This window comes from Paenibacillus sp. QJM3NY_38 (assembly GCF_056173265.1).
Map to the genome: position 1 here is coordinate 4374774 of NZ_CM149665.1, position 25564 is coordinate 4400337.

Below are 25564 nucleotides of genomic sequence, written 5' to 3' on the forward strand. Positions count from 1 at the left end.
AAAGCCTTTTTTGTATGAATGGTTCAGGACGACTCACACTCAGACCCTATTATATCTTCTAGTTGTGTCCTTATTCCTTGATATTAGAGCCTGAATATAGCATGATAAGGACATCAAGATACTGATAATAGACTTGGGAGGGTGGCCGAATGAGAAGCGTACATTTGGGCTGGTTTACGACGGATGAGCAGTTTAAGTTCTTTATTCAATACGGCGGACACGAAGAGGATATGTACGTGCATCACCATGTTGATTTCTCCGAACTCGTTATCGTTTTGCATGGGAATGCCACCCATATCGTCAACACAGAGGAATCGTTTATCAAGAAAGGGGACGTCTTTGTCATTAACGGCACAACCTCCCATGGATATAAAGATCCGCATGAATTTCGTATTTGCAACATCATGTATAAGCCCGAGATGCTGGAATTGGCGGGTCCTGAGTTCAAAAGATCGAACGGGTACCAAGCGCTTTTCGTTCTGGAGCCGTATTACCGCAATATCAACCACGCCATGAGCAAGATGAGCCTGCCGATCTCTAGTCTGGATTACGTATCCTCGGTTGTTGACTTCATGATTGAGGAATACGCGAACAAGCTGCAGGGCTACCAGACGATCCTGCGTTCGCGATTTATGGAGCTCGTCGTCCAACTGTCACGGCAGTATGAAAAGCAAGAGCGTCACGGAGCCCAAATTAATCTGATGCATTTGGCGAAAGCCATTTCCTATATGGAGGATAACTATTTGCAGCCCATTACCCGCGAAGAAATTGCGGCCAAATCCAATATATCCGTCAGGCATTTGAATCGGATATTCCAGTCCTATTACCAAACAACGCCTTTCGCCTATCTTCTGCAGCTCCGCTTGGAGCACGCATGCAGGCTGTTAAAGACGACAACCCTTCCGATTTCGGAAATTTCTTATCAGAGCGGATTCAACGACAGCAATTATTTTACCCGACAGTTCTCGAAGGTGTTTGGCCAATCTCCTAAAGTGTACCGAAAGCGCAGGTAAGCACTTTGCAAGGCACGAGAAATACCGTCCGCCACAAACCCGTGAGTTTCAATGCAACCTTAGATCCTGCAGCAGAAGCAAACTGTTCGAAAAAATATCATTCCACCTTTAAATTAGCTAAATTAATTGAAATACTCCCTATATTTAGCTATTATAGACTCAAATTAGCTAAAACGAGGTGAAATTTATGAGAATGACTTCCACCGATATGCAAAACAATTTCGGAAAGTATCTTAAGTTAGCTGAGGCTGGCGAGGACATCATCGTGACGAGAAACGGCAGAGATATTGCCAAATTAATAGCCTATGCCGGCACAGATGAACCTGTCCTGAGAGAGGGGGCTGTGAAGTATACAGCCGACAATGACATCGTCACTTACGAGGATTTCCTGGAACTAACCGAAGGCTCGGAACAACGCCACGAGCTGATCGACGGGGTCGTGTATAACATGGCTTCCCCTTCATACAACCACCAACATGCGGTTAATGAACTGCACGGCACATTTTACAATTGGTTCAAAGGAAAACCCTGTACACCGCTGACTTCTCCACTTGATATTACATTGAAGAAGGAGGAGACAAATATCTGTGTCGTACAGCCGGATCTGGTCGTCATTTGCGATAAAGATCAAATCAATGAGAAGGGGAATTATATGGGTACGCCTGACCTCGTCATCGAGGTGTTGTCTCCGTCCACGCTTAGCAAGGACATGATCCCGAAGCTTGATCTATACCGGCAATGCGGCGTAAAAGAGTATTGGATCATTGATCCGATGAAAGCTCAAGTCATCCTCTTTTCCTTGTCCGACGGCGAGATCGCGGATGTGAACTACTTCTCGCATGCCCATGACTCCTTTGCGGAATCCAAACTTTATCCAGGCTTACAGGTTTCAATGCAAGATTTGTTTGCGTGACTACTATACATTAGGAAACACCGCCTATTCAGCCACCTGTTTTGCAACTTCAATAAGCATTTTCCATCTTATAATTGTCTTTTTACGCCCATTCATGAAACCAATTCTCTTCTGTCGGCGTACTAAAAGAAAGCACTCACGCTGGTAAACGATCGTATACTTCCTAGTACCGCAATCCAAATCAGCATCAGGTGAAAGGTGGTTTTACTCGTAAACGCTATTTAAAAAACACTTGAAAGAAGGAAGATCAATGATTATTACAACAACATCTACCATTGAAGGTTACCCGGTTAAAAGGTATATCGGCATTGTGAACGGCGAAGTCATTATGGGCGCTAATGTAGTGAGGGACTTTATGGCATCCATTACCGATTTTGTTGGTGGGCGCTCTGGTGCCTACGAGAACAAGCTGCAGGAAGCAAGGGATGTAGCGTTTACCGAGATGAAAGACAAGGCTGAGCGAATGGGGGCCAACGCTATTGTAGCGGTGGACATCGACTATGAGGTCATTCGTGAGGGAATGCTGATGGTGGCCGTCAGCGGAACAGCAGTGGTGGTATAACCGGTAGTTTTCTGAAAGTTCTTGAAATTCTTGAAGTTCCTAGGCAGCCGGTCTAACCGGCTGCCTGTTTGTCTTTATGGTGCCATCACCTAAGTACTTGAATCAGTGTTGTAAACATAACCAAAATGGCTGGAATGTAGGTATCAGCAAATCTTTCGATTGTTTGTCGATCTCAGGTTGTCTCTTCTTTTTGTAGCCCTTTCATGTCATGGTTTTGTCCATGGTTCGTCTGGAAAGCGTCATTAATGAAGCAATATTAATGAAAGCCCAAACTGAAACCGAAAAAAAAGACCGCCGCAGCGATCTTATCTTTAACTATTGAATCAATTATTCTAAACGACTACGCCCTTTTTAAGGATAATATTGGCATACAGCGCTTTTTCGCCGGTTGACACGATGGCATAAGCATTCTTCGCCCGCTCATAGAACGAGAATCGCTCTACCTCATCAAATTGTACAGGAACGGGATGAAACTGCTTCACGATCTCACGGTATTCATTCCAGATCGGAGTTTCTACGGTATCCCCTGGCGTCACAGCCATCAGAGCTACCGGGGACTCAACGTACGTATCCAACGGAAATAACGGCAATATCGCGTTTAATAACGCAGGAATTCCGTGTCCGTCTGCCCGGACCAACCGCTGGGCATGACTGGCTGCAGGAAAATTGGCATCGCCGAGCACAATTTCATCCGCGTGCCCCATCTCCATCAGAATCTTCAACAGTTCAGGCGAGAGCACATGAGATATGCCTTTTAGCATGATATGACATCCTTCTCTATCGAATTTGGATGTAAGGCTTGGATATGTTAGGAGACGTCATTCTCTAAGAATTCCTTAACCTTACGGTTGTATCTGCTGTTGTTCGACAATGGACTTGTAATGCTGGAATGCTGCCTCCCAATCCTCGTTGGACTCAGGCTCGTACCAGGCAAGCGGAAAAGACCGCTTGACGAGTTCCACTCCCTCTTCCCGATTGCGCAATGTGCCGTTCGCCACAAATTGAACCAGCATGTTCCCGATGGCACTTGCCTCAATCGGTCCTGCCCACACCGTTCGGCCCAAGGCATTGGCCGTATAACGGCACAACAGCTCGTTTTGAATGCCGCCGCCAACCATATGGAGCCCATTGTAGCGGTGCCCTGTCAGAACCTCCATTCGCTCAAGCACTTCCCGGTATCTCATAGCCAAGCTTTGCAGTATGCACTGGACATACTCTCCGGTGCTACGAGGAATGGGCTGCCCTGTCTCCCGGCAATAATCCCGGATTTCAGCCGGCATATCCGCCGGATTCATGAAGCGCAGGTCATCCGGGTTAATGAAGCTGCGGAACGATTCTGCGTTCTGAGCGAGTTCAACTAGCTCAGCAAATGAATACGTCAATCCTTGATTCTCCCATTGCCGCTTGCACTCCTGAAGAATCCAAAGACCCATGATATTCTTCAGCAATTGAAAGGTTTGATAAGCTCCACCCTCATTGGAGAAGTCTTCTTCCAGCACATCCGTATGGACAAGCGGCTCCGGAAGCTCGGTTCCGAGAAGCGACCAGGTACCGCATACAAGATAGGCAAATCGGAAGGTGTTTGCAGGAACGGCTACCACGGCGGATTCCGTATCATGTGATGCCACGGCAATCGCTTTAATCGCCGGAACGCCCAGCTCTTGCGCTACGGCATCCTGCTGCCTTCCAATTACGGTTCCCGGTTGTACGGGTTCAATGAACAGGGATGCGGAAAGCCCCAGCTCCTCCATTAAGGGCTCATTCCACTTGCCTTCTGTAACATGATAGAGCTGAGTCGTGGTGGCCATGGTGAACTCGCACGCCTGGACCCCCGTCAGATAATAGTTCAGAAGATCCGGAGTGAGTAGGAACTTATCTGCAATATCAAGCATCGGAGATTTTGACTTGAGCATCGCATTTAACTGGAAGATCGTGTTAAACGGCATGAATTGCAGTCCGCTTTCTTGAAACAGACGTTCTCTCCCGACCTGCTCGCAGGTTTCCTCCACCATGCCTTCCGTCCGCAGATCCCGGTAATGATAAGGAACTCCGATGAGCTCCCCGTTACGGTCAATCAGTCCATAATCGACGCCCCATGAATCGATGCCATAGCTGACCGGCTGATAGCCGGCTTGGAACGCTTTGCGGATGCCATGCTTAACCTCCTGGAGCAGCATCGGGAAATTCCAGTGCAAATGCTGTCCCATCTGGACGGGTATATTGGCAAAGCGGTGAATCTCGGTAATCTTCAGCATGCCGGGCGATTCATGATCAGCAGAGGTGATCTCGCCCAGCAGCGCCCGGCCGCTGCTGGCCCCCAAGTCAAACGCAAGCACCGCGGATGAATTGCTCATAAGCCGCATCCTTTCTCACCATGAGTACTATATCGATCCGAGTTTGAACAACCGGATCTGATCCACAATCTTTCTATTTCATCTTCTGCAGGAGCTGAATACGATAATCTTCGCTCTCCAGCGCAGCGATATCATCCACTTCCTGATCTGTTAGCGGCACCGGTGTGCCGGCAGCCTTGGCGCTCAGAAAAATTTTGGCGCTCTCCTCAACTACCTGGGTTCGGTAATACGCTTCACGCAGATTCCGGCCGGTTGTAACCAGTCCATGGTTACCAAGCAGGATGGAACTGGCCGTCGTTACTTTCTCCGCGACGGCATCTGCCAGCAAATCTGTCGTAGGAATGATGTAAGGGATGTATGCCGTACGTCCAACCAATGCCGCCTGGTCCGGAAACATCACCGGCAGCTCCCTCTCAACCAACGTAAAGGCAATGCAGTGGGATGGATGTGTATGCACCATCGCCCCGATATCGGGCTTGCTGCGGTAACCATACAGGTGCATCAGCACTTCGGACGAAGGCCGTAATCCTATATCGGTAATATCGCCGGTCGGGATATCGACTTCGATCCATTGCTCCGGCTCAATCTCCTCCAGCGCAAAACCGCTCGGAGACAAATACATTTTGTCCCCGGCTCTCGCGCTGATGTTTCCTCCCGGTCCTACAACGAGTCCGCTGTCGACGATTTTTTTGGCATACTTGCAGAGCTCATTTCTCGTTTCCATGTTCAGCATGTTCTCCTACTCCTCTCGTTAACATTTATTTATATAGAGGACCGAAGTTCTGACAAGCGCGGAAGTCCGCGCTCTCCGGATCGGTCGTTCCGAACATTCCCCATGCACGTGGGCGGAACACCTCTTCGGCTGGCACATTATGCATGTTGACCGGAATACGCAGGACCGAGGCCAGGGTGATGAGATCCGCTCCGATATGTCCGTAACTGATTACGCCGTGGTTAGCGCCCCACTGGTTCATGACCTCATAAACGCTTGAGAATGCACCCTGTCCCGTAAGATTCGGCACAAACCAGGTCGTTGGCCATGTCGGGTCTGTTCGCTTGTCGAGCGTGTCGTGTACCTCCGCCGGCAGATCCACGGAATAGCCTTCGGCAATTTGCAGCACGGGACCAAGCCCTTTTACCAGGTTAAGACGGAACATCGTCATCGGCATGCCGCCGCGCGTCAAGTAGTCGGTCGAGTAACCGCCGCCCCGGAAATACTCCAAGTTAGCCGGTCTCCACTGGGTGGCCTTCAGCGTGCGATCGACCTCTTCATCCGTGATCTCCCAGAATGGTTTCATGGCAGGTTTGCCGTCTAACTCCTGCTCGCCTGTTCCATCCAATGCAGCCGAGCCGGAATTGATCAGATGCAGGATGCCATTCTCTGCTTTTCCTTCAAGCTTATAGCCGGTAACCCGTTCTACCGAAGCCGGACTCCAGTAAGTACGCACATCCGCGAAAATCTGTGCCGTGTTGGTTAACAGGTATCCGAACAGCATGCCGACTCCGTTCAGGCTGTCATTCTCGGTTGCCACGATATACGGCGAACGTCTGCCGTTCCAATCGAAGGAGGAGTTGAGGATCGTCTCCAGGAAGTCACCGTTAGGGGAATGATCCGTCCACTGCCGCTGACCTTGGAATCCGGAAGCGATAGCGCTGTGGCCCTGCGCCTCCTCTTCAAAGCCAAGCTCCTTCAGGCGCGGATTACCGATCATCAAATCGCGGGTGATCAGCGTCATTTTGACGACGGTTTCCCACTCCAGATCTTTGCGCTCCCGGCTGTTCTGGAGATGATCCGGATTGTTATCCGGTCCTTCCGTACAGTTCTCCTTCACCCAAGCAAGCGCCTGTTCATATTCTTCAGGATCATAGATGCCCTCTTCCAAGCGGCGCGTAAACTCGCTCATATCTACATATTCGTTCCGCATGCCCAGATACTCCTGGAAGAAGCTGTCGTCCACGATCGAGCCGGCGATACCCATCGACACCGAGCCCATGGACAAATACGATTGTCCGCGCATGTACGCTGCAGCTAAACCGCTCCGTGCAAAACGCAGAAGTTTCTCTTGAACGTCGTCCGGAATACGAGTATCCCCTTCATCCTGAACGTCTTCGCCATAGATACCGAATGCAGGAAGCCCCTTCTGGGCATGGGCCGACAGTACCGCGGCCAGGTAAACCGCGCCTGGACGTCCTGTTCCGTTAAAGCCCCATACCGCCTTTGGACGCGAAGGATCGACATCCATCGTCTCGGTGCCGTAACACCAGCAAGGCGTAACGGTTATGGTTAGGCCGACTTCGGCATTTTTGAATTTTTTGGCGGCTGCAGTCGCTTCGGCCACTCCGCCAATGCACGTATCCGCAATCACGCATTCAACCGGCTCGCCGTTCGGATATTTGAGCTCCTTCGTCAACATCTCGGCGACGGCCTTTGCCAGATTCATGGTCTGTTCCTCGAGAGATTCGCGAACCCCTCTCCGTCTTCCATCTATCGTAGGGCGAATCCCGATTCTCGGAAATCCGTCCCGCCATCTGTAATCGTTTTCAATTGTCATGTATGTAACGCCCCCTATAAGGATTATGACATCATTGTAAGATGATTCGGTGCAAGAGATAACCCACTATTTTGTTATATCGGATCCTAATTTCAGCAAGACAGTGAACCATCCCGAATAGCAGATGTAAACGATTTCCGCATGAAACAGCGTTTTGCATTATAATTAGGTAGAGGATGTTGCTTTCCAGGAGGGAGACAAGACCGTGCCAAAGATTGAAATCTCGCATAGCAAAAGCGATCATTTCCGCTTCATCAAAAATCCGGAGCTGCTCTTTGCCGGGCAGGTCGTGGACGAGGACTTCTTTTATGGACCGCCACAAATTCATGATTTCTGCGAGATCATCTATGTTGTAGAAGGATGCGGAGAATTCACGATTGCAGGAAAAATATACGAACTCCACAAGGGCGATGTCGCGATATATAACCCCGGCATTCCTCATGAGGAAAGATCCATCACGGACGGACCTTTCAAGGTGATCTACTGCGGCGTGGATTCGCTTCACATTGAAGGGGTTCCCCAGGGAATGCTGCTCCCGGCCTATGTGGAGCCAGTCATATCCTGTGAGAAATACGCCTATAAAGTGGAGAGCTATCTTTCCGAGATCCTCCGTGAATGCGATTCGCAGGTGCTGGGGTATGAAACGCTGAGCACCAACCTGCTGATGTCATTGATTACCGTAATCTATCGCATTGTGGACGTTAAACACCAATTCCAGTCCTTGAAGGGCAAGAACGAAATCGCGCTGCGGACCAAACACTTTATCGACACCAACTATACCCAGAGCATCAGTCTCAAGGACATTGCCGATACGATGTATGTCAGTCAGCATTATTTATCCCATCTATTCAAAAAAGAAGTCGGCGATTCCCCCTTCAATTACTTGATATCCCGCCGGATTGAAGAGGCCAAGCGCCTGCTGGCGGATTCCGAAATGCCGGTACATGAGGTTGCTTCCCAAGTCGGTTACGGCAATGATAAGTACTTCTCGATGTTATTCAAAAAAATTACCGGTCAAACGCCGAGCTCGTTCCGGGAACAGAGCAAACTGGGTATGGAGTAAGGGATTGCAATTTTATCTTTCCAGCAAATCAGGCAGCCGTTGTGGTACGGCTGCCTGCTTTTTAAATATGAACGGCAATCTGCCTTCGATGTCGTCAAAAGTATGGGGCATGCTTGATTTTGATGGGACCGACAGCTTCGATCTTGCTCTGGCATCCCAGTCGGTAGCCTTCTTCGATTTCTTCTGGATCCAGGCGCCGCTCTTCGGCCAGACTGGGCTCGGACAAATATTCGATTCCCTCCACCACCATGCAGCGGCAGCGCGCACAAGTTCCTCTTTTGCAAAAAGAGTTCCAGTCCACCTCATTCCGCTCGGCCAGATCAAGCACCGTCATGCCAAGAACAGGCGCCACGCTGCGGCGAACCTCACGGCCTGCAAGTTCAATGATCGGATCCGGTACGGCTTCCATCATCTCTTCCGCTGCAGGGATCGAGGCTTTGTCTCCGCTATCCCCGCCCTTTTTCTTCTTCCAGAATTTAAACACCCGTATTATCCCCCTATGCATGTCATCATCAGGTTATGTATCAAATCCTTCATTTATTATACTGGAAAGTTTAAAAATTCAACATGCTTACTCTTATCGATTCTATGACATTGACATCATGGAATTGGAACTCTATGAAAATTTTGCTATACTAACGTATGCTAGACCCAATTCCATATTCTATGAAATCATTCTATTATTTTAATGGATCGGAGGAAATACATAAGCATGCTGCACAAACAAATAGGAAAAACAGCTGCTGCTGCCGTTCTTGCCTTATCCCTGCTCGGCATCACCCCCCATGTTAGCCAGGTACATGCAGAGCCTGCCATATCGGTAAAGCTGGATGACGTTACGCTAACCTTCGATACGGCTCCGCGGGTTGACAAAGGGGTCACCTACGTTCCATTCCGGACGGTTGGAGAAGCACTGGGCATTCAAATCACGTGGAATAGCAAGACGCAAACCGTGAAGGCCATTGGCGAGGTGAAGGGTCAAACGACGGAAGTGCTGCTTCAAGTCGGGAGCTCGAGCGCAACCGTCAACGGTAAAAAAGTGAAGCTGGCCGCTCCCCCTGTCCAGCGGGAAGGCCGCGTTCTGATTCCGCTGAGCTCATTCAGCAGCCAATTCGGCGTTAATGTGGGCTGGAATCAGGCGACTCGCACGGTCTCCCTCGTGTCGCCGCAGCGCGAAATGCATTTGAGAGCCTTTTACGCTTTGCAATCTTTCCAAGAGCGGGATCTCGTAGCCTCCATGAATTCAGTCGCCTTCGGCTGGAGCCGCATTGATCGGGAAGGTCAGTTTACACTTCAAGGCGACGAGTATCGTCTGCCTGCGGCGGCCGGCGACGTTACGCCGCAATCGATTGTGGCAAACGCAGCAGATCGGGAGATTAAACCATATCTTATGGTTTACGCCTTGGACGGAAATGGTGAATTAACCAAAGTTCTGAGCGACAGCAGCCTGCGCCAAAAGTCCATTGAAGGCATCACAGCCGCGGTAGCGGAGAACGGATTTGGCGGAGTTGTGCTTGATTTTGAAGGGCTCGGTTTTAAACTGGATGCGGTGAAACAGCAGAAGCTGCTCAATGATTATGTCAAGCAATTGAAGACAGCATTGCCCCATGACATTGCCCTATCCTTAGCGGTGCCGCCACTGAACAGCGCTTATAAAGGCTATGATTACAAAACACTGGCCTCCATCGCCGATGACCTGATTGTTATGGCTTATCAGTACAATCCGGTCGGAACCAAATCTCAGGTTCCCGAACCGAACAGTATGGTGGACCAAGCGATTCAGTCGGCACTCCAAGCAGGCGTCCCGAAGCAGAAGCTCCTCCTCGGCATCAGCCTATTTAGCGAAACCGCCACTTCCGTGGACGATAAACTCGGCTTGGCCAAACGTTATGACCTGAAAGGTGCTGCTTTTTGGCGCCTAGGCTTGTTCCGCCTCTATAACAATGGAATGGAAGCTGCCGTGAATGCCTCTGTTGTTAAGGAGTAACCGAACACCCCCTTGTGGGATGATAGCTTTTAGTAAGAAAAGCGTCTATCGACGTACCTTCACAGATGACAGACCGCAGTTAGTAGAAGTTTTTCTTGCGATATCAGAAAGTCACAAGCTTCGAAGTTTATACTTTCCAATATCTAAAAAAGAAAGCCTGACAAGGTCATCCCTTTGTCAGGCTTTCTGGTTATGTATCGTACCCTAAATGGCTGCGTTATCCAATTAGCTTGCGCTTCCTACCAGCTTTGCATAGTTTTCTTGACTCAAAACACGACGTGCCGTGACATAACGCGGCTCGTAATAGGAATCGCTAAGCTTGCTGATTCTGACTCCCTTGCTGCTGGAAGCATGTGCAAATTGTCCGTCACCAATGTATACGCCTGCATGGGAAATTCCGCTACCGCTTGTATTGAAGAATACCAAATCTCCAACCCGCAGATCTTCACGATCCACATGTTCGCCCGCTTTAGCCTGGCTTTGGGAAGTGCGCGGAAGATCAATATCGAAATTTCTAAACATGTACAGTATAAATCCGGAGCAATCAAACCCGCTGGTAGTTGTTCCGCCCCATTTGTATGGAGTTCCTACCAATTGCTTCACTTGATACTGAAAATTCGGTTGTTGATCAGCAAATGCTGAAACGGCACCAGAAGAAAAAATAATTGCAGACCCTAGCAAGGTGATGACAAACTTCTTCAAAATATGTTCTCTCCTTCGATGCCTACGGAGTTAGCTAAGGGTTCGGTTGAAGGTTCCCTATACTCTCTATACAAGAGTAATTCACCCAAGACGGTTCCCCCGTTTTCACAAACGAAATTCGGCAAAATTCATTAACGTTTTGTAACCTTCTCTTAATATAGTATACAAGCAAGGATGCTGTCAATCATATCCTAAAAATCTATCGTTTTATGTTCGGAGCTGTCGTAATGATGAAGAATTTCGGTCGGATTTTAGTTCACCCTCTCACTCAGTCATGACAATTATGTAACTCTGTTTTTCTTTTCGCGCTGCTTTTTTAATTAATCTAGCAACTTTTTACAAATCTTTACGTTTACATAATAGAATGAAATTAAAGAGGTGATCCATCACTTATGAGTCAAATAACGATGGCAGAAGCACTAGCTGTCCGGGCAGCAATTAACCGTCTCATCAATCAGTTGATGTCGGAACGCTTGAACAATAGCAGCACGATCATTGAAAAAGGGGAGACGGCGGAATACCCTACGCGCAGCGTGGATGCCATTACGGAAGAAATCGAAGCGGCCTCGGCGGATTATAGGAAGCTGGATTTGCTGATGGCAATCTCCAATACCACGCAGACTATTCCCTGGAACGGCTCCGACATTACGATCATGGAAGCGATCGAGCTGGCCAAACAAATACGCAGCGATATTGGACAGCTTGCCCAACTCGGCTCCCGCAAGAAGCTGGAGCGCCAGAGCAGCCGTGGCAGCGGAGACGGTGCCATAACGCTGTTCAACGTCGCCTTATATGATCCGGAGGCTTATCAGGCGCAAGCCCGCAAGAAGGAACGCGAGGTAACCAAGCTCTCTTCGCTGATTGAGCATGCCAATCATACATCTCTGATTACGTTTGACGCATCCAAGTACATGGAATAGCGACAGCCGCCGGCTCCAAGCCTGCAGGTCACCCCACGTGCGGGTTTGGAGCCGGCGGTTTCCGCCGGCGGGCGGGAAAGTGCGAGCAACCGTTTATTGTTTGTCGGATACAAACAAACCTAACCAGAAACCAAAAAAATCGACTCAAGTGCAAACGGATGACGGTTTACGGTTCACTCCTATCACTTGTTACTTGTTACGGACTTATGACGCAAATAAATGATCGCTCCGTTTCCCGCTCTCTCTATAAATAATTGGAAAGCCGCCCTCAGAAGGGCGGCTTTTGTTGATTTCTCTTTAGCTAGGTAACTTGATACTACGTCGTCATTCCGAGCGCTCTTTCTGGTATCTATTTATCATTGATCCTATTCGTATCATTCTCTTCAGGCCTATGCTACTGGAACAAAGCCGCAGCTCCAACCAGACCAACATCGTCCCGAAGTCCTGCAGGAACGATCTCGTACGTCCCTAAATAGGACGGCATGACCAGCTTATCCGTCATTTCCCGCAGCTGCGGGAACAACAGCTCACCAGCTCTGCTCACACCCCCGCCAATGACGATGCGATCGGGGTTAAAGCTGTGAATGACGTTAACCAGTCCAAGCGCCATGTAATAGATGGCACGATCAATGACCTCCACTGCAACGGGGTCTTGAAGACGTTTGGCCTCGAATACATGCTTGGCGTTCACTCCCGCATCAGCTGCAGCCAGTTCTGATATGACACTTGGCTGGGTAAGCATTCGCTGGGATGCTGCGAGTCCGATGGCTGTTCCAGAAGCAAATACCTCCCAACAGCCGTGGCTGCCGCAATTGCACTGCGGACCGCTGGGATCAATGATATGGTGTCCCAGTTCCCCAGCAAAGGAACTGCTGCCCAGGAACAGCTTCCCATCCAGCACGATGCCTGAGCCGATACCGGTGCTCAGCGTCACGTACACCATGTTCGTCGCCCCTCTTCCAGCACCTCTTACATACTCTCCCCATGCGGCTGCATTAGCATCATTCAGCACCTGAACTTCCGTATGCAGCTCACGTTCCATCCATGCTTTGAGGGGAACATTCGTCCATTGCGGCAGATTCGTCCCGTGAATGACAATGCCCTCCCGGCTGTTAACCGTTCCCGGCGAAGCCATGCCAATCCCTCGGAGCGATTGGCCGCCCGAGACGCTGCGAATCATATTCGTAATTCTCGTAACCACTTCCTCGGCCGTACGGGCTCCTGCCGTCTCCATTTGCTCCCGGTTCAGCAGCTGTCCTTCGGAATCAAAGAGCGCTGCCGCGATCTTCGTACCCCCAAGGTCAACGCCAACCACAAATTCTTGCTGTTTATTCAATACGGTTTGCAATTTTTGTTCACCTGTTTCCGATAGGTTTGCTACTTCTATTGATGTAAGCTGTCAGCCAATGATCGCAGCTCAACCGGATCAATGGGCTTCAGCCCTGATCGGCCATACCGGACAGCGGAGCCGAAATGCACCTCGCTCACGCCGGTCTGGTCGATAAAATCATGTATGATTTCCCACTTCAGGCCATTGCCTGCCAATATTTTAAGCTCGCTTCCTTCCGTATGTTCCACGAGCTCCCGAATTCTCGGGATGGCTTGCGGTGCAGGCTGCGGTCCGCCAGACGTTAGGACGCGGGTAACCGACCGGTATTTCTGCAATGTACGCAGCCCTTCGAACTGATCCTCCAATTCATCAAAAGCCCGGTGGAACGTGACCTGCATATCCCCTGTCCATTCCAGCATTTTGACTAAGGAGACCTCGTCAATCTTTCCTTCCGGAGTCAGCATGCCGATTACTACGCCAGCTGCGCCTGCCTTGCGGATCGCCTTCACCTCCGCGATCATGGTAGCTATATCATGTTCGTTGTACACAAAGGATCTGCTATGAGGTCTGACCATGACATGAACAGGAATCTGAACGGCTTTCACAACCTCTTCTACAAGCCCGATTCCCGGCGTAAGCCCGCCTTCGGTGATCGCCGTGATCAATTCCAGGCGGTCCGCGCCATTCTGCTCTGCTGTGATGGCATCATCCACGCATGTTGCGATTATTTCAAGCAGCATCATCGTCACTCCTTATTGAAGTTGATTCTTTATGCATGGGAAAACTGCTTCTCCACATAATCCGCGAGCAATCTCGCGCCGTATCCGGTAGCACCCGCTGCGGAATGAGGGAATTCCCGTTTATACTGGACCGTGCCCGCCATATCGATGTGCACCCATTCCATGGAATCCGCCACAAAATGACGGATAAACAGCGCAGCCGTTATAGCGCCAGCCAAAGTGGACGTACCGACATTTTTCAGATCGGAATAATCGCTTCTAAGCTCTGATTCGTACTCGTCCATCAGCGGCATAGGCCATACGCGCTCTCCATTACGCTCACCGATCTCAACCAAATCGGCCGTAATCTGTGGGTCGCCCCAGATGCCCGCAATCTCCAAGCCCAATGCGGCTCCGACATTACCGGTGAGGGTTGCGATATCAATCACTTTATCTGCGCCAAGATTCGCTGCATGCAGCAGTGCATCGGCAATGATCAATCTGCCCTCCCCATCCGTATTGGCGACCTGAACGCTTAAACCGTTCGGATAATGAACGACGGAAGATGGTAGCATCGCATCCGGTCCCGATAAATTATCCGCAACGGCGATCAGCGCCGTTACGCGTACCGGAGCTTTTTGCGATACCAGAATATCCATGGCACCCACGACCGCTGCAGCGCCTCCCATATCCATACGAGCATCGCTGATGTCTCGGCCGATTTTAACGTTCATACCGCCCATATCAAAGGTTACACCTTTGCCGATGAGTATAATATGAGGGCTCTCCTTCTCGGAACCCGCCCCATTATAGGCAATCTCAATCATGGCAGGCTCATGCTTGCTGCCGGCTCCCACGGCGATCAGACCGTTCATCTGCCGATCATGGAGCTCTTGTCCGCGATACACATGTAGCTGAACGGGTGCCTTCTTGAAACGGTCCTCAACAACCGCTACGAACGCTTCCGGATTTAACGTTTCCGGAGACTCATTCACCAGGTCACGGGTGAACTGCGTCCCTTCGATCCGGATTTCTGCCGTCTGTATAATGGCTTCCAGATCTTCACGGGAAAGCCCCTCCCAGTCTTCCAGTCGAAGATGAAGAGACAGGGATTGCAGATTGGCCGTGACCCCGCGATGCTTATTGAATTGATATAGTCCATACATCCAGCCTTCAACCCACGCCTGGAGTTCATCCTCTATCGAAATCCGGGAAGATGCCCCGACGCCGCGGACTGAGGGGCGAATCAGCGCTGCGCTTGTTTTATTCTCCTTGAGCAATGCTCTCGCGGCTGATGCGCCTGTTCTGCGCACTTGCTCCAACGTCAGCTTTGAACGCTGCCCCATGCCGACAATTAGATCATCCGCTTCTTGATCGGAGCGGCCAAAGAACCACGTCAGCGTCATGCGCTGCTTTCGAGATTCCGTTAAACGAAAATGAGACTCCTCGCCCTCATAAACCACATAAATCGAAGTATCTGCCAGGTGAGCTTCATCTATTGTGATGTTCATCGAGCCTTCCCTCCTCTATAAGAGAATCATCGCTGTTAAGCGTTTGTTAAGCGTTTTTCATGATTTCATCGTCATATAAATGGCATGCCACCTGATGGCCCGGCTCAACCTCACGATAGACCGGCGTAATCTGTTTGCACACTTCCATGCAGGAAGGACAGCGTGTATGGAAGCGGCAGCCTGTCGGAGGATTCACCGGACTAGGCAGATCACCCTTCAGAATGATCCGTTCCTTCTTCTGCTTCGGATCCGGAACGGGTACCGAAGATAGCAGCGCTTGAGTGTAAGGATGCAGCGGGCGATCATACAGCGTATCTTTATCGGCGGTCTCCACGAGCGCTCCCAAATACATGACGCCGATTCGGTCGCTGATATGCTCAACCACGCTGAGATCATGGGAGATGAACAGATAAGTCAGGCCGTATTCCTCTTGAAGATCCTGCAGCAGGTTCAGCACCTGCGATTGGATGGAAACATCCAGCGCGGACACAGGCTCGTCGGCAACAATTAGATTCGGACGCACGGACAGCGCTCTGGCAATGCCGATCCGCTGCCGCTGACCGCCGCTGAACTCATGAGCAAAACGCTCGGCATGGAAACTGTTTAATCCGACCGTTTCCAGAAGCTCGCAGGCCAGTTTGTCCCGCTCTTTGGTGCTCAGCTTGGTATGAATCAGCAAGGGCTCCGCTACCAGTTCTTTGACTTTCATCCTTGGATTAAGAGAGGCGTACGGATCCTGAAAGACCATCTGCATGTCTTTGCGCAGCGGGCGCATCTGATTCTCGTTGTATCCGCTAATATCCGTTCCGTTAAACAGCACCTCGCCGCTATTCGGCGTCAGCAGACGGGTCACCAGGCGGCCGGTGGTCGATTTGCCGCAGCCGCTTTCGCCAACCAGACTGAAGGTCTCGCCTTTATGGATCGCGAAGGAGATTCCATCCACGGCACGAAGCTGCTTGGATGTACCGAAGAATCCTTTTTTCACCGTGAATGATTTCTGCAAATTCTTTACTTCTAATAGAGGTGTTTCTTTCATGCGGTTTCTCCTCCCTTCGTGTGACCTTCCTGTGTCAGCCAGCAGCGGCTCTTGCGATGTTCATCATGTGCGACAGGGAGAAGCTCCGGCTCCTGGGAGAGGCACTGCTCCATGACGAACGGACATCGCGGAGCAAACTTGCAGCCTTGCGGCATGTTCCGCAGATCCGGCACATTCCCTGGAATGGATTCCAAACGGCGTACCTTTTGTCGAAGCTTGGGCACTGAATGAATGAGCCCTTTGGTGTATGGATGCTGAGGGTTCTCGAACAGCTCTTCAACCGTTGCCTCTTCCACGACCCTGCCTGCATACATAACAACCACCCGGTCGCACATTTCGGCCACGACGCCAAGGTCATGGGTAATGAGCAGCATGCCCATTTCCTGCTCGGTCTTGAGTCGGTTCATCAGATCCAGGATCTGAGCTTGAATCGTGACATCAAGGGCCGTGGTCGGCTCATCGGCAATCAACAGCTTCGGATTGCAGGACATCGCCATCGCAATCATGACCCGCTGCCTCATACCGCCGGACAATTGGTGCGGATAGTCATCCACGACCTCGTCCGCCCGCGGAATGCCGACTAGTTTGAGGGAGTCGATGGCATGCTGCCGCGCTTTCTTGCGGCTATATCCCAAGTGCAGCATGATGGATTCCTCCAGTTGTTTCCCGATACGAAGGACGGGATTCAGGGATGTCATCGGTTCCTGGAAGATCATGGCCAGCTCGTTTCCGCGATAACGGCGCATTTCTTTTTCCGACATTTGTACGAGATCCTTGCCCTCAAAACTTACCGAGCCCCCGGATATTCGGCCGGGCGTATCCTTAAGAAGTCTCATGATGGACAGGGAGGTCACGCTTTTGCCGCATCCGGATTCACCCACGAGTCCAAGCACTTCGCCTTTATTGATGTGAAAATCGACCCCTGCTACGGCAAGCACCGATGAGCCATCGCGTTTGAATTCCGTTTTGAGACCCTTTACTTCAAGCAATGTTTGCGTCACGATCTATCCCCCCTATTAGTTTTTGGTCTTCGGATCAAGGGCATCATTCAGTCCGTCACCGATCAGATTGAATGCAAGCACAGTCAGGAATATCAGAAGTCCCGGGTAGTACACGATATGCGGTGCAATACTTAAGTAATCGCGTCCCATACTGAGCATAGCGCCCCAGTCCGGTTCTGTCGGCTTGGCCCCGAGTCCGAGGAAGCTTAACGAAGAAGCTGCCAGAATGGCGCCGCCGATTCGCATCGACACGTTGACGATGATGCTGGGAACCGTCTCGGGAAAAATATGCTTCCATATAATCCGGTTATGCTTGGCCCCCATCGATCTTGCCGCCTCTACATATAAAGACTCCTTCGCGGAGAGTGTTACACTTCGGATAATTCTGGCAAACGACGGTGTGCCAAAGACCGCCACCGCGATCACCACATTGGATAATCCCGGCCCCAAAATCGCTACGATTCCAATGGCTAGCAGCAGGTCAGGAAAGGAAAACATGACGTCACTGCCCCGCATAATGAGACGGTCGATCCAGCCGCCATAATAGCCGCTGATCAGGCCGAGAATCGTGCCAAGAACTGCGGATATGAATACAGCACTTAAGCTGACCGCCATGGTCAACCGTGTTCCGTCAATCAAGCGGCTCAGAATATCGCGGCCGTACTCATCCGTGCCCGCCCAGTGGGCAGCCGACGGGCCTTGCATCATCGCATCGTAGTTGGGCTCATTCGGAGGATACGGAACGATATGCGGACCGATCACCGCCAGCACAAGTAGTAACAAGATAAATCCGCTTGATATTACGGCAAGCTTTTGCTTCATGAATTTAGATGTAAACGCTCTGAATTTGCCAGTTGCCTGGCTCTTTGCAAGCATATCCTCCGGTACGGAGGAATGGACCGTCACTGTTGAATTGTCGCTCATGGGTTCCCCCTCCTATTTCGATGCATACCGGATTTTTGGATTCAGTACACCGTACAATAAATCAACAATCAGGTTAATCAGGATAAATTCGGCTGCGAACAGCAATAGAAGCGCTTGAATCACGGTGTAATCCCGGAACGCGATGGAATCTACCAAGAGACGCCCCATGCCGGGAATACTGAATACGGTCTCAACCATAACCGAACCGCCCAGCAAAAATCCGAACTGCAGCCCTGCAACGGTTACGACCTGAATCAAGGAATTGCGCAGCGCATGCCTTCCGACAACGACGAATTCCCGCAGACCCTTCGCGCGTCCGGTCCGGACATAATCCTCGCGCATCGTTTCGAGCATCGACGTACGGGAGTATCTCGCCAGCATGGACATAATCCCGGCCCCTAGCGTAAAAGAAGGCAGAATATAGGATTGCCAGCTGTCGACACCGCCTGTTGGAAACCAACCCAGCTCAACGGAGAAAATTTGAATCAGTACAAGACCAAGCCAGAATCCTGGCAAGGAAATACCGGATATTGCAGTCAACATTCCGATATAGTCCGGCCATTTTCCGCGATTGACGGCAGATATGATACCAATGATCAGACCAATAACCAATGCCCAGCCAAGGCTGGTAAAGGTCAGGACAATGGTCGGGAAAAACCGGCTTTCCAACATGTCCGTTACCGGCAGATTGGAAGTAACAGATACACCCAAGTCACCCTTCAACAGATCACTCATGTAGTTCACATACTGCTGCCATAGCGGCAAGTTTAAGCCTAGCTGCTCTCGAATCCCGTTGATCTCCTCAAGGGTGGCATCCTTACCTGCAACAAGTCGTGCCGGATCTCCAGGAATAAGGTGAATGAACATAAATACAAGAATGGATACAACGAACAACAGCGGGATAACACCCAGCAGCCTCTGAATTGCATATCTTCCCAAAGGATGTGCCTCCTTTCAACATGCCTGCTTTTAAAATACGATGGGCCGCTTCCTTATTGATTCAAGAGGCGGCCCACCACAAGGTATACGTTTAACAAGCTCTTCGCTGCCTGATTATTTGACTTCTGCGTTGATCACGCTGATCGATCCGTCCGGAAGGGCTTTAACGCCTTCAAGATAAGCTCTCTTGCCGGTAATGACCTGATCGACCCCGAGGAATGCCCAAGGAGCATCTTCCCAGATTTGCTTTTGGATGTTGGCATAGATTTCTTTTGCATCCTCAGCTTTGACGGATGCGTTGGCATCCTTGATCCATTGGTCTACATTGTCGTTCTTATAGTAAGCGGTATTGGAACCAGCCGGAGGGAAGAACTCGCTGCTGAACAGACCTTTGGTTGCGCCGTCAGCATCACCGGACGAAGGTGACCAACTTACATACCACATTTGAATTTTTGCGTTTTCCGGCGTAGCCGAGTTAATCTGGTCGGACAGGGTTGCACCCTCCATCGATTTCACGTCGACTTTGATTCCGACAAGAGCCAGCTGCTGCTGAATGAACTGCATGCCTTTCATCGTTTCGGAATCATTCTCTCCCCAGAGCTCTGCTTCGAATCCGTCCGGATAGCCTGCTTCCGCCAAGAGGGATTTTGCTTTCTCCAGATCGTAATCATAACCGGATTGCTCGGAATAGTGCTGTGTCATGGAAGACATGGAAGACTTCAACTTCGAGCCCAGTCCGGATTTAACAACTTTAATGTAAGCATCTTTATCGATTGCATAGTTGATGGCTTGACGAACCTTCAGATCGTCGTAAGGCTTCTTCATGGTGTTAAGGGTGATATAACGAACGATCGTGGAATCGATCTTGTCAATGACGATATTGGAATCACCTTCTACTTCGGACACCTGCTCAGTCGGCATAGGATAAATGAAGTCCGCTTCGCCCGTTTTCAGCATCGCGATCCGGGAACCGTTCTCCGGTACCGGTTTGAACGTAATGCTGTCCACCTTCGGAAGACCTTCTTGCCAGTAATCCTCATTCTTTACAACAACAAGGCGGTCACCTTGAATCCATTCCTTGAACTTGTATGCTGCCGTACCTACAGGATTCTTCGTGATGTCAGCACTTTCTTTGAGCGCTTTCGGGCTGATCATCAGCGCCATCGCGGTCTTGTTCAAGAAAGCGTTGTACGGCTGGCTAAGGGTGATGACAACCGTGTGGTCATCTGGAGTTTGAACATCGGCGACGGCAGAGAAGCTTTTACGCATTCTAAGGTTGTTCTTTTCATCCATGATGCGATCCAGGTTGGCTTTTACGGCTTCTGCGTTGAAATCCGTTCCATCATGGAATTTCACGTTCTGGCGCAGATTGAATGTGTACGTCAGGCCGTCTTCACTGATCTTGTAGTCTTCAGCCAGTACAGGAACGAGTTCCATCTTCTCGTTGAAGCCCATCAAACCTTCGTACATCGTGCGTGCACCGGAAATGGAGTGCGTGTCTCCGGCATTGTGAGGGTCAAGCGTAATGAAGTTGGCGTTAATCGCAATGACAACATCTTTGTTATCTTTTGTCACCGGCTTGCTCTCTTCGCCGCCTTCACTTGCCCCTTTGCCGCTTCCGCTGTTTCCGCCGCAGCCTGCCGCAACAATCGTAAATGCGAGCAGCAGCATGAGCAGTGACCATGTTCTACCTTTGAATCTCATTGTTTTACTCCCCCTTTGATGTAGTGAATATCTATAGATTCACTCGCCGCTTCAGCATATAACTTCCTGCCGATCGCCTTGAGTTCCTCACAGCTTAAACATTCCATTCGTACACCGCGCGTCGCTTCCCAACCAGCGTACCGCCATCATTGAAAATCTCATTCGGAACCAGCGCATACAAGCGGTCGATCGTAGACTGATCGCTGTAACCCAGGCGCTCCAGAATAGAAGCGATGATGCATGGCCAGACTTGCTCGGAGCCATCGGACACTTTAAGCGAGATCGCCAAGCGTTCTTTCCGAAGACCGATGCCGTACACGCCCTTGGCGCCGCCCTTGGCAGTCAGATTGTGGTCCCGGAGCAAGGCTGAGCACACAAACTTGGTGTCTGCAATGATATCCGGATACTCATTCATCCGTTTTGCCATTCTGGCAGCTGCTTCCGCCGTCTCTGCGTCCTCGATCAAATCCGGGCAAGCCAGCTTAAGGAAGCTGTATCCGATACGGTCCAGCGGAAGCGCGAAGATGGGAAGGCCACAGCCGTCAATGCCTTGCGGGATCGAGGAAACTGGAACCTCGGCAAAATAAGCCAGCGTCTCAATGATCTCTTGCTGAACCGGATGCTCCGGCTTGTAATACGTGCTCTCGTCCCAGCCCATATGCTTACATAGGGCAATCAAGCCGCTGTGCTTGCCCGAGCAGTTATGGAAGATCCGACGTTTGTCCTCATGATCCCTATGGCGCTGCGCCTTGGCATCCTCGTTCAGTGGATAAGTTGCGCAGCAGTGAAGCGCTTCTTCCTGAATCCCGGTTTTCTTCAAAATAGATTCCAGTGCATCAATGTGGAAGCTTTCACCACGGTGGGAGGCAGCAAACAATGCCGTTTCTTCCCCAGTTAGTCCATACACTTCGTCAATCCGGCGTTTCATCACAGGTATGGCTTGAAACGGCTTAGCCGCTGATCTCAGAAAAGTCATATGATGCGGATCACCCGCTGCGTAAACCACATTACCGTTCTCGTCTACAACACTGATCGCTCCGTAGTGGATGTTCTCCAGTACATTCCCGCGATATTCCTCTACTAATGGCACAAATCCCATGATGTTGCTCCCCCGATCTCCAGATGAATTAATTCAGTTGAAAATAACGATCCTGCGCGACAAGTCCCGATCCGATGATGACCCCATGCTCGTGAAGCTCGGAGCGGACAATCGTAAAGGAATCCTGAAGCGGTTCCCAGATATACTGTGAGTAGCACAGATCGGTGATCTCTTCGTAAACTTCAGGGAACTTGTCCAGGATCTCGCCGCTCAATATGACGCTGTCCGGATTATACATGCTGACGACGTTATTAATCGTAATCGCCATATACGCAAGGGCTCTATCGATTAAATAGGTCGCCCATCGTGTTCCAGCCCGTCTTTCCGCGAACAGTTCCTCAATCGTACGAACGGGTTTAATCTTGCTGGCTTCCGACAACAAGGACGGTATATTGATATAGGTTTGGAGGCAACCGGCTTTTCCGCAGTCGCACATCATACCTTCAGGGTCCACCGTCGTGTGTCCGATTTCCCCTGCGCTGTTGGTCACCCCGCGGTAAATCTCCCCTTCCAGGATCAGTGCTGAGCCTACGCCATTACCGAACCCAAGGAGGACCGTCCGGTTGGAGCCGTATGCCGATCCTTTAAGCTGCTCCGCCAATGCCTTTACCTTCAGCTCATTGTCTACGACCGATTGAAGCCCGGTTAATTCCTTGAGTCTCTCGGCAAGCCTCACATTCTTCCAACCAAGCTGTACCGAGAAATTGACCACTCCGGCATCAACATCGATAATGCCCGGCAGTCCCACGCCAATCCCTACCACCCGTCTGCGATCGATATCGCATTCCGAGATGAGTTCTTCAATGGTGTCCGCAATTCGGGCTACTGTGGCTTCTGCCGTATCCTCCGGCGATCTCGGAAAACTGCCGCTGCACAATACGCTTCCCTGAACATCGATGAATCCAATATTGGCTTGATGGCGATCAAGCTCAACGCCAATCGAGATGACCGCCGTATCCAGCAGTCTTATTAAGGAGGACTTTCTTCCGCGTCCGGCCGAGGCTTGTTCTTCGGTTTCGTGAACGTACCCTTCTTCCGTCAGCTCCGATACGATCCGGCTGACCGTTGTCGGACTCATTCCCGTCTGTTTGGCAATAGCTGCTCTTGAAATCGGCTGTTCGTTCTTGATGATTTGGAATACTGTGAGTCTGTTCTGCCGCTTCATAAAGTCTTGATCATGCTTTTTCATGAAGACATCCCCTATTTAATTTCACCAGTAGATTAATAAGATCATTTTTTCAAATAAAACGATCCGAAATCATCAAAAAACCGTGATTATTATCAAGTTTATTATTTTTATTCTCCAGTGATATTAATAATAAAACGTGTTTTGTAAATGTGTCAATATATATGACACATTTAAATTATTATTTTTTTGTTTCTGGAAATGTAAGTGTTTCACTATTTTGCGAAAGAAATTCAATCTCGTGTATACATACAAATGACCACGCTGCGCGCACAATATGACATCAACTTGACGCAGAATCTTCTAAAATGTAGATAACACCGCCCTTTCAACTCATGAATAAAGCCACCCAAGAAAAGAATGATTGGAACATTCTTCATCCCGGGTGGCTTTAATTGGAAGAAACATGTCATATTTTCGGTAGGGTCCTAGGTTTTCAGGTGCTTCCTTGCACGATCCGCCCATAACGAATTAAACCACCCGAGAAATTAATTCGAGGGGCCTCGAATATCCCGGATGGCTTATGTATTTAGAACACGTATTTTTGATTAACGCATGAGCGCAGCTTGAACATCGCTCTATTTTCCGACTATTAATCGTAGCCGCATTTATTTGATCGCATCACATATAGATTTAGAACTTGTAATCCTTGCTCTTCTATATTTAATCATTGAATCTTTAATCTCTTATCTTTAGTCTTTTGATCTTTCTTCTTGAACTTTCCCACCAGCGGAGGTTTGAGGATAGCCGATCCTTTGGGAGTCCGTTTCTACCTTGCCTATATCCATTCCGGAAACGGACGGACAACAGAGCGGATAGACTCAAACCGGAGCGCCCGATAGACTCAAACCGGAGCGCCCGAGCGCCCTACTTGTTCTTGTAATATTCAACCGCTTTATCGAAATAATGCTTTTGGTCTTCCGGCAGATCCTCAAAATAGAAAATGGCCGCCACCGGACAAGCCGCTTCACAAGCCCCGCAAGAGATACAAATATCGGTATCGATGTAGAACTGGTCATCTCCTTCTTCTATACAATCCACAGGGCAAACGTCAACGCATTCTCCCGCTTTCTCTTCGATACAAGCTGACCCAATAACATACATCCGTCATTCCACCTTCCCGAGTGTAATAATTAATTCTTTCAAATCTTTCGACTGGCTATCATTGCAAAGTCTCGATCTTCATCCATTCCTTGTTTTCTATACTTTTTATACTAAAATATATCGTAATTATGTGGTTAATCATGCCAATTGTCAATAAACCGTGTGTTGATAGCCTCAAAAACTGCCATTCCGGTTGACTTATAGAAGGTAAAGACATAAGATGAGACATATTGCTTTTTAACCTTTTTAGTTGAAAAAGAAAGCATTCATCGAGAAACAAGGCGGTGATTATAGTGGATCAAGAAGTCGCATACAGTACCCGCGAGTATATCATGCAAATGTTAAAAATAAATGGTGAACTCAGCACAAAATCCATAACCGAGGCACTGGGTATAACAGGCATGGCCGTCCGGCGCCATCTGGAAAGCTTGAAGAGTGAGGGTTACATCACCTATCGAACCGTGAAACAGCCGATGGGAAGACCCGTCTCCTTATACAGTCTTACGGAATCCGCCGAGGATTTTTTCCCTAAGAACTATCATGCGCTTGCACTCGATCTGCTGAACGAGCTGCAGGATGAGGCCGGTGACGAAATGATTTCACGGCTGTTCGACAAGCGTAAGGATACATTGCTGAACAAGTATACGCCTACGGTGAAAGCCGATGCTCTAGAAGATCGGGTTGCTGCCCTTGCTCAGATTCAGAATGACAACGGATATATGGTGGATTACAAAAAAGTCACCGAGGAAGAATATCTCCTCGAGGAACTGAATTGCCCTATATCCCAGGTAGCCAACCGGTTCCAACACGCATGCCGCTGTGAGCTTGACCTGTTTCAATCTTTGCTGGAAGCGGATGTGGAACGGACCGAATGCCTTGCCAAGGGCGACAAAAAATGTGTATACCGTATTCGAAAACAAACCGAAGCCAAGCAAACATAATATC

General features: G+C 49.8%; 24 protein-coding genes and 1 riboswitch. Of the genes, 7 read left to right on the plus strand and 17 right to left on the minus strand.

The genetic code is table 11. The features are described from left to right. Positions 1–149 precede the first annotated feature (149 nt). The 3 genes from AC0VZ8_RS20110 (at position 150) to AC0VZ8_RS20120 (ending at position 2488) form a co-directional block, all read left to right on the plus strand. The gene (locus AC0VZ8_RS20110; RefSeq protein WP_475484199.1) at positions 150–1013 is read left to right on the plus strand and encodes a helix-turn-helix domain-containing protein; all 864 of its coding nucleotides are present in this window, start codon (positions 150–152) and stop codon (positions 1011–1013) included. Positions 1014–1200: 187 nt separating this feature from the next. Then, positions 1201–1926, plus strand: coding sequence for a type II toxin-antitoxin system prevent-host-death family antitoxin (locus tag AC0VZ8_RS20115; protein WP_475484200.1), 726 nt, complete (start codon positions 1201–1203; stop codon positions 1924–1926). A 250-nt stretch (positions 1927–2176) separates the two neighbouring features. Then, the gene (locus tag AC0VZ8_RS20120) at positions 2177–2488 is read left to right on the plus strand and encodes a YbjQ family protein (RefSeq protein ID WP_260065419.1); all 312 of its coding nucleotides are present in this window, start codon (positions 2177–2179) and stop codon (positions 2486–2488) included. Between the two features lie 332 nt (positions 2489–2820). Here AC0VZ8_RS20120 and fucU read toward each other — a convergent pair whose 3' ends face one another. The 4 genes from fucU to AC0VZ8_RS20140 form a co-directional block, all read right to left on the minus strand. Then, positions 2821–3249: an L-fucose mutarotase gene (fucU, locus tag AC0VZ8_RS20125; RefSeq protein WP_475484201.1), complete on the minus strand. Its 429-nt coding sequence runs from the start codon at positions 3247–3249 to the stop codon at positions 2821–2823. A gap of 81 nt (positions 3250–3330) precedes the next feature. Beyond that, positions 3331–4842: a rhamnulokinase gene (locus AC0VZ8_RS20130; RefSeq protein WP_475484202.1), complete on the minus strand. Its 1512-nt coding sequence runs from the start codon at positions 4840–4842 to the stop codon at positions 3331–3333. A gap of 73 nt (positions 4843–4915) precedes the next feature. Continuing rightward, complete coding sequence (locus tag AC0VZ8_RS20135) at positions 4916–5575, minus strand: class II aldolase/adducin family protein (protein ID WP_475484203.1); 660 nt, start codon at positions 5573–5575, stop codon at positions 4916–4918. 25 nt (positions 5576–5600) lie between these two features. Continuing rightward, positions 5601–7394: an L-fucose isomerase gene (locus tag AC0VZ8_RS20140; RefSeq protein ID WP_475484204.1), complete on the minus strand. Its 1794-nt coding sequence runs from the start codon at positions 7392–7394 to the stop codon at positions 5601–5603. Positions 7395–7599: 205 nt separating this feature from the next. Here AC0VZ8_RS20140 and AC0VZ8_RS20145 point away from each other — a divergent pair, with 205 nt between their 5' ends. After that, the gene (locus AC0VZ8_RS20145) at positions 7600–8457 is read left to right on the plus strand and encodes an AraC family transcriptional regulator (protein WP_475484205.1); all 858 of its coding nucleotides are present in this window, start codon (positions 7600–7602) and stop codon (positions 8455–8457) included. Between the two features lie 94 nt (positions 8458–8551). On the opposite strand, the gene AC0VZ8_RS20150 is transcribed toward AC0VZ8_RS20145, so the two are convergent. Continuing rightward, positions 8552–8941, minus strand: a complete 390-nt coding sequence (locus AC0VZ8_RS20150) for a 2Fe-2S iron-sulfur cluster-binding protein (protein WP_083397606.1) — start codon at positions 8939–8941, stop codon at positions 8552–8554. A gap of 228 nt (positions 8942–9169) precedes the next feature. Between AC0VZ8_RS20150 and AC0VZ8_RS20155 the strand changes: the two genes are divergently transcribed. After that, positions 9170–10444, plus strand: coding sequence for a stalk domain-containing protein (locus tag AC0VZ8_RS20155; RefSeq protein ID WP_475484206.1), 1275 nt, complete (start codon positions 9170–9172; stop codon positions 10442–10444). 225 nt (positions 10445–10669) lie between these two features. On the opposite strand, the gene AC0VZ8_RS20160 is transcribed toward AC0VZ8_RS20155, so the two are convergent. Beyond that, positions 10670–11146, minus strand: a complete 477-nt coding sequence (locus AC0VZ8_RS20160; protein WP_071220323.1) for a C40 family peptidase — start codon at positions 11144–11146, stop codon at positions 10670–10672. A gap of 3 nt (positions 11147–11149) precedes the next feature. After that, a riboswitch (cyclic di-AMP (ydaO/yuaA leader) is annotated at positions 11150–11280 on the minus strand. A gap of 258 nt (positions 11281–11538) precedes the next feature. Between AC0VZ8_RS20160 and AC0VZ8_RS20165 the strand changes: the two genes are divergently transcribed. Then, positions 11539–12066, plus strand: a complete 528-nt coding sequence (locus AC0VZ8_RS20165) for a hypothetical protein (protein WP_475484207.1) — start codon at positions 11539–11541, stop codon at positions 12064–12066. Between the two features lie 394 nt (positions 12067–12460). Here the strand turns inward: AC0VZ8_RS20165 and AC0VZ8_RS20170 are convergent, their stop codons facing one another. The 11 genes from AC0VZ8_RS20170 to AC0VZ8_RS20220 all read right to left on the minus strand — a co-directional run bounded on the left by AC0VZ8_RS20170 (position 12461) and on the right by AC0VZ8_RS20220 (position 24619). Then, positions 12461–13414, minus strand: a complete 954-nt coding sequence (locus AC0VZ8_RS20170; RefSeq protein WP_071220321.1) for an ROK family protein — start codon at positions 13412–13414, stop codon at positions 12461–12463. Between the two features lie 35 nt (positions 13415–13449). Then, the gene (locus AC0VZ8_RS20175; RefSeq protein WP_475487728.1) at positions 13450–14136 is read right to left on the minus strand and encodes a copper homeostasis protein CutC; all 687 of its coding nucleotides are present in this window, start codon (positions 14134–14136) and stop codon (positions 13450–13452) included. Positions 14137–14165: 29 nt separating this feature from the next. Further along, positions 14166–15626 (minus strand): leucyl aminopeptidase family protein, encoded by a 1461-nt coding sequence (locus AC0VZ8_RS20180; protein ID WP_475484208.1) that lies wholly within the window; start codon positions 15624–15626, stop codon positions 14166–14168. A 46-nt stretch (positions 15627–15672) separates the two neighbouring features. After that, positions 15673–16662 carry an ABC transporter ATP-binding protein gene (locus AC0VZ8_RS20185; protein ID WP_475484209.1) on the minus strand — a complete coding sequence of 330 codons (990 nt, stop codon included), beginning with the start codon at positions 16660–16662 and terminating at the stop codon, positions 15673–15675. Continuing rightward, on the minus strand, positions 16659–17663 hold the full coding sequence (locus tag AC0VZ8_RS20190; RefSeq protein ID WP_071220317.1) for an ABC transporter ATP-binding protein: 1005 nt from the start codon (positions 17661–17663) through the stop codon (positions 16659–16661). The genes AC0VZ8_RS20185 and AC0VZ8_RS20190 overlap by 4 nt, the downstream gene beginning before the upstream one ends. A gap of 15 nt (positions 17664–17678) precedes the next feature. Next, complete coding sequence (locus tag AC0VZ8_RS20195; protein ID WP_071220316.1) at positions 17679–18587, minus strand: ABC transporter permease; 909 nt, start codon at positions 18585–18587, stop codon at positions 17679–17681. A gap of 12 nt (positions 18588–18599) precedes the next feature. Continuing rightward, positions 18600–19526 carry an ABC transporter permease subunit gene (locus AC0VZ8_RS20200; RefSeq protein ID WP_071220315.1) on the minus strand — a complete coding sequence of 309 codons (927 nt, stop codon included), beginning with the start codon at positions 19524–19526 and terminating at the stop codon, positions 18600–18602. Between the two features lie 114 nt (positions 19527–19640). After that, positions 19641–21230, minus strand: a complete 1590-nt coding sequence (locus AC0VZ8_RS20205; RefSeq protein WP_260065404.1) for a glutathione ABC transporter substrate-binding protein — start codon at positions 21228–21230, stop codon at positions 19641–19643. Between the two features lie 94 nt (positions 21231–21324). Next, positions 21325–22329, minus strand: coding sequence for an asparaginase (locus tag AC0VZ8_RS20210; protein ID WP_194543403.1), 1005 nt, complete (start codon positions 22327–22329; stop codon positions 21325–21327). A 28-nt stretch (positions 22330–22357) separates the two neighbouring features. Continuing rightward, entirely contained in the window at positions 22358–23518 is a 1161-nt protein-coding gene (locus tag AC0VZ8_RS20215) for an ROK family transcriptional regulator (protein WP_220684710.1), read from the minus strand. An 864-nt stretch (positions 23519–24382) separates the two neighbouring features. Beyond that, complete coding sequence (locus AC0VZ8_RS20220; protein ID WP_015736133.1) at positions 24383–24619, minus strand: indolepyruvate ferredoxin oxidoreductase subunit alpha; 237 nt, start codon at positions 24617–24619, stop codon at positions 24383–24385. Between the two features lie 293 nt (positions 24620–24912). Here AC0VZ8_RS20220 and AC0VZ8_RS20225 point away from each other — a divergent pair, with 293 nt between their 5' ends. Then, positions 24913–25560, plus strand: a complete 648-nt coding sequence (locus AC0VZ8_RS20225; protein ID WP_071220311.1) for a helix-turn-helix transcriptional regulator — start codon at positions 24913–24915, stop codon at positions 25558–25560. Positions 25561–25564 lie beyond the last annotated feature (4 nt).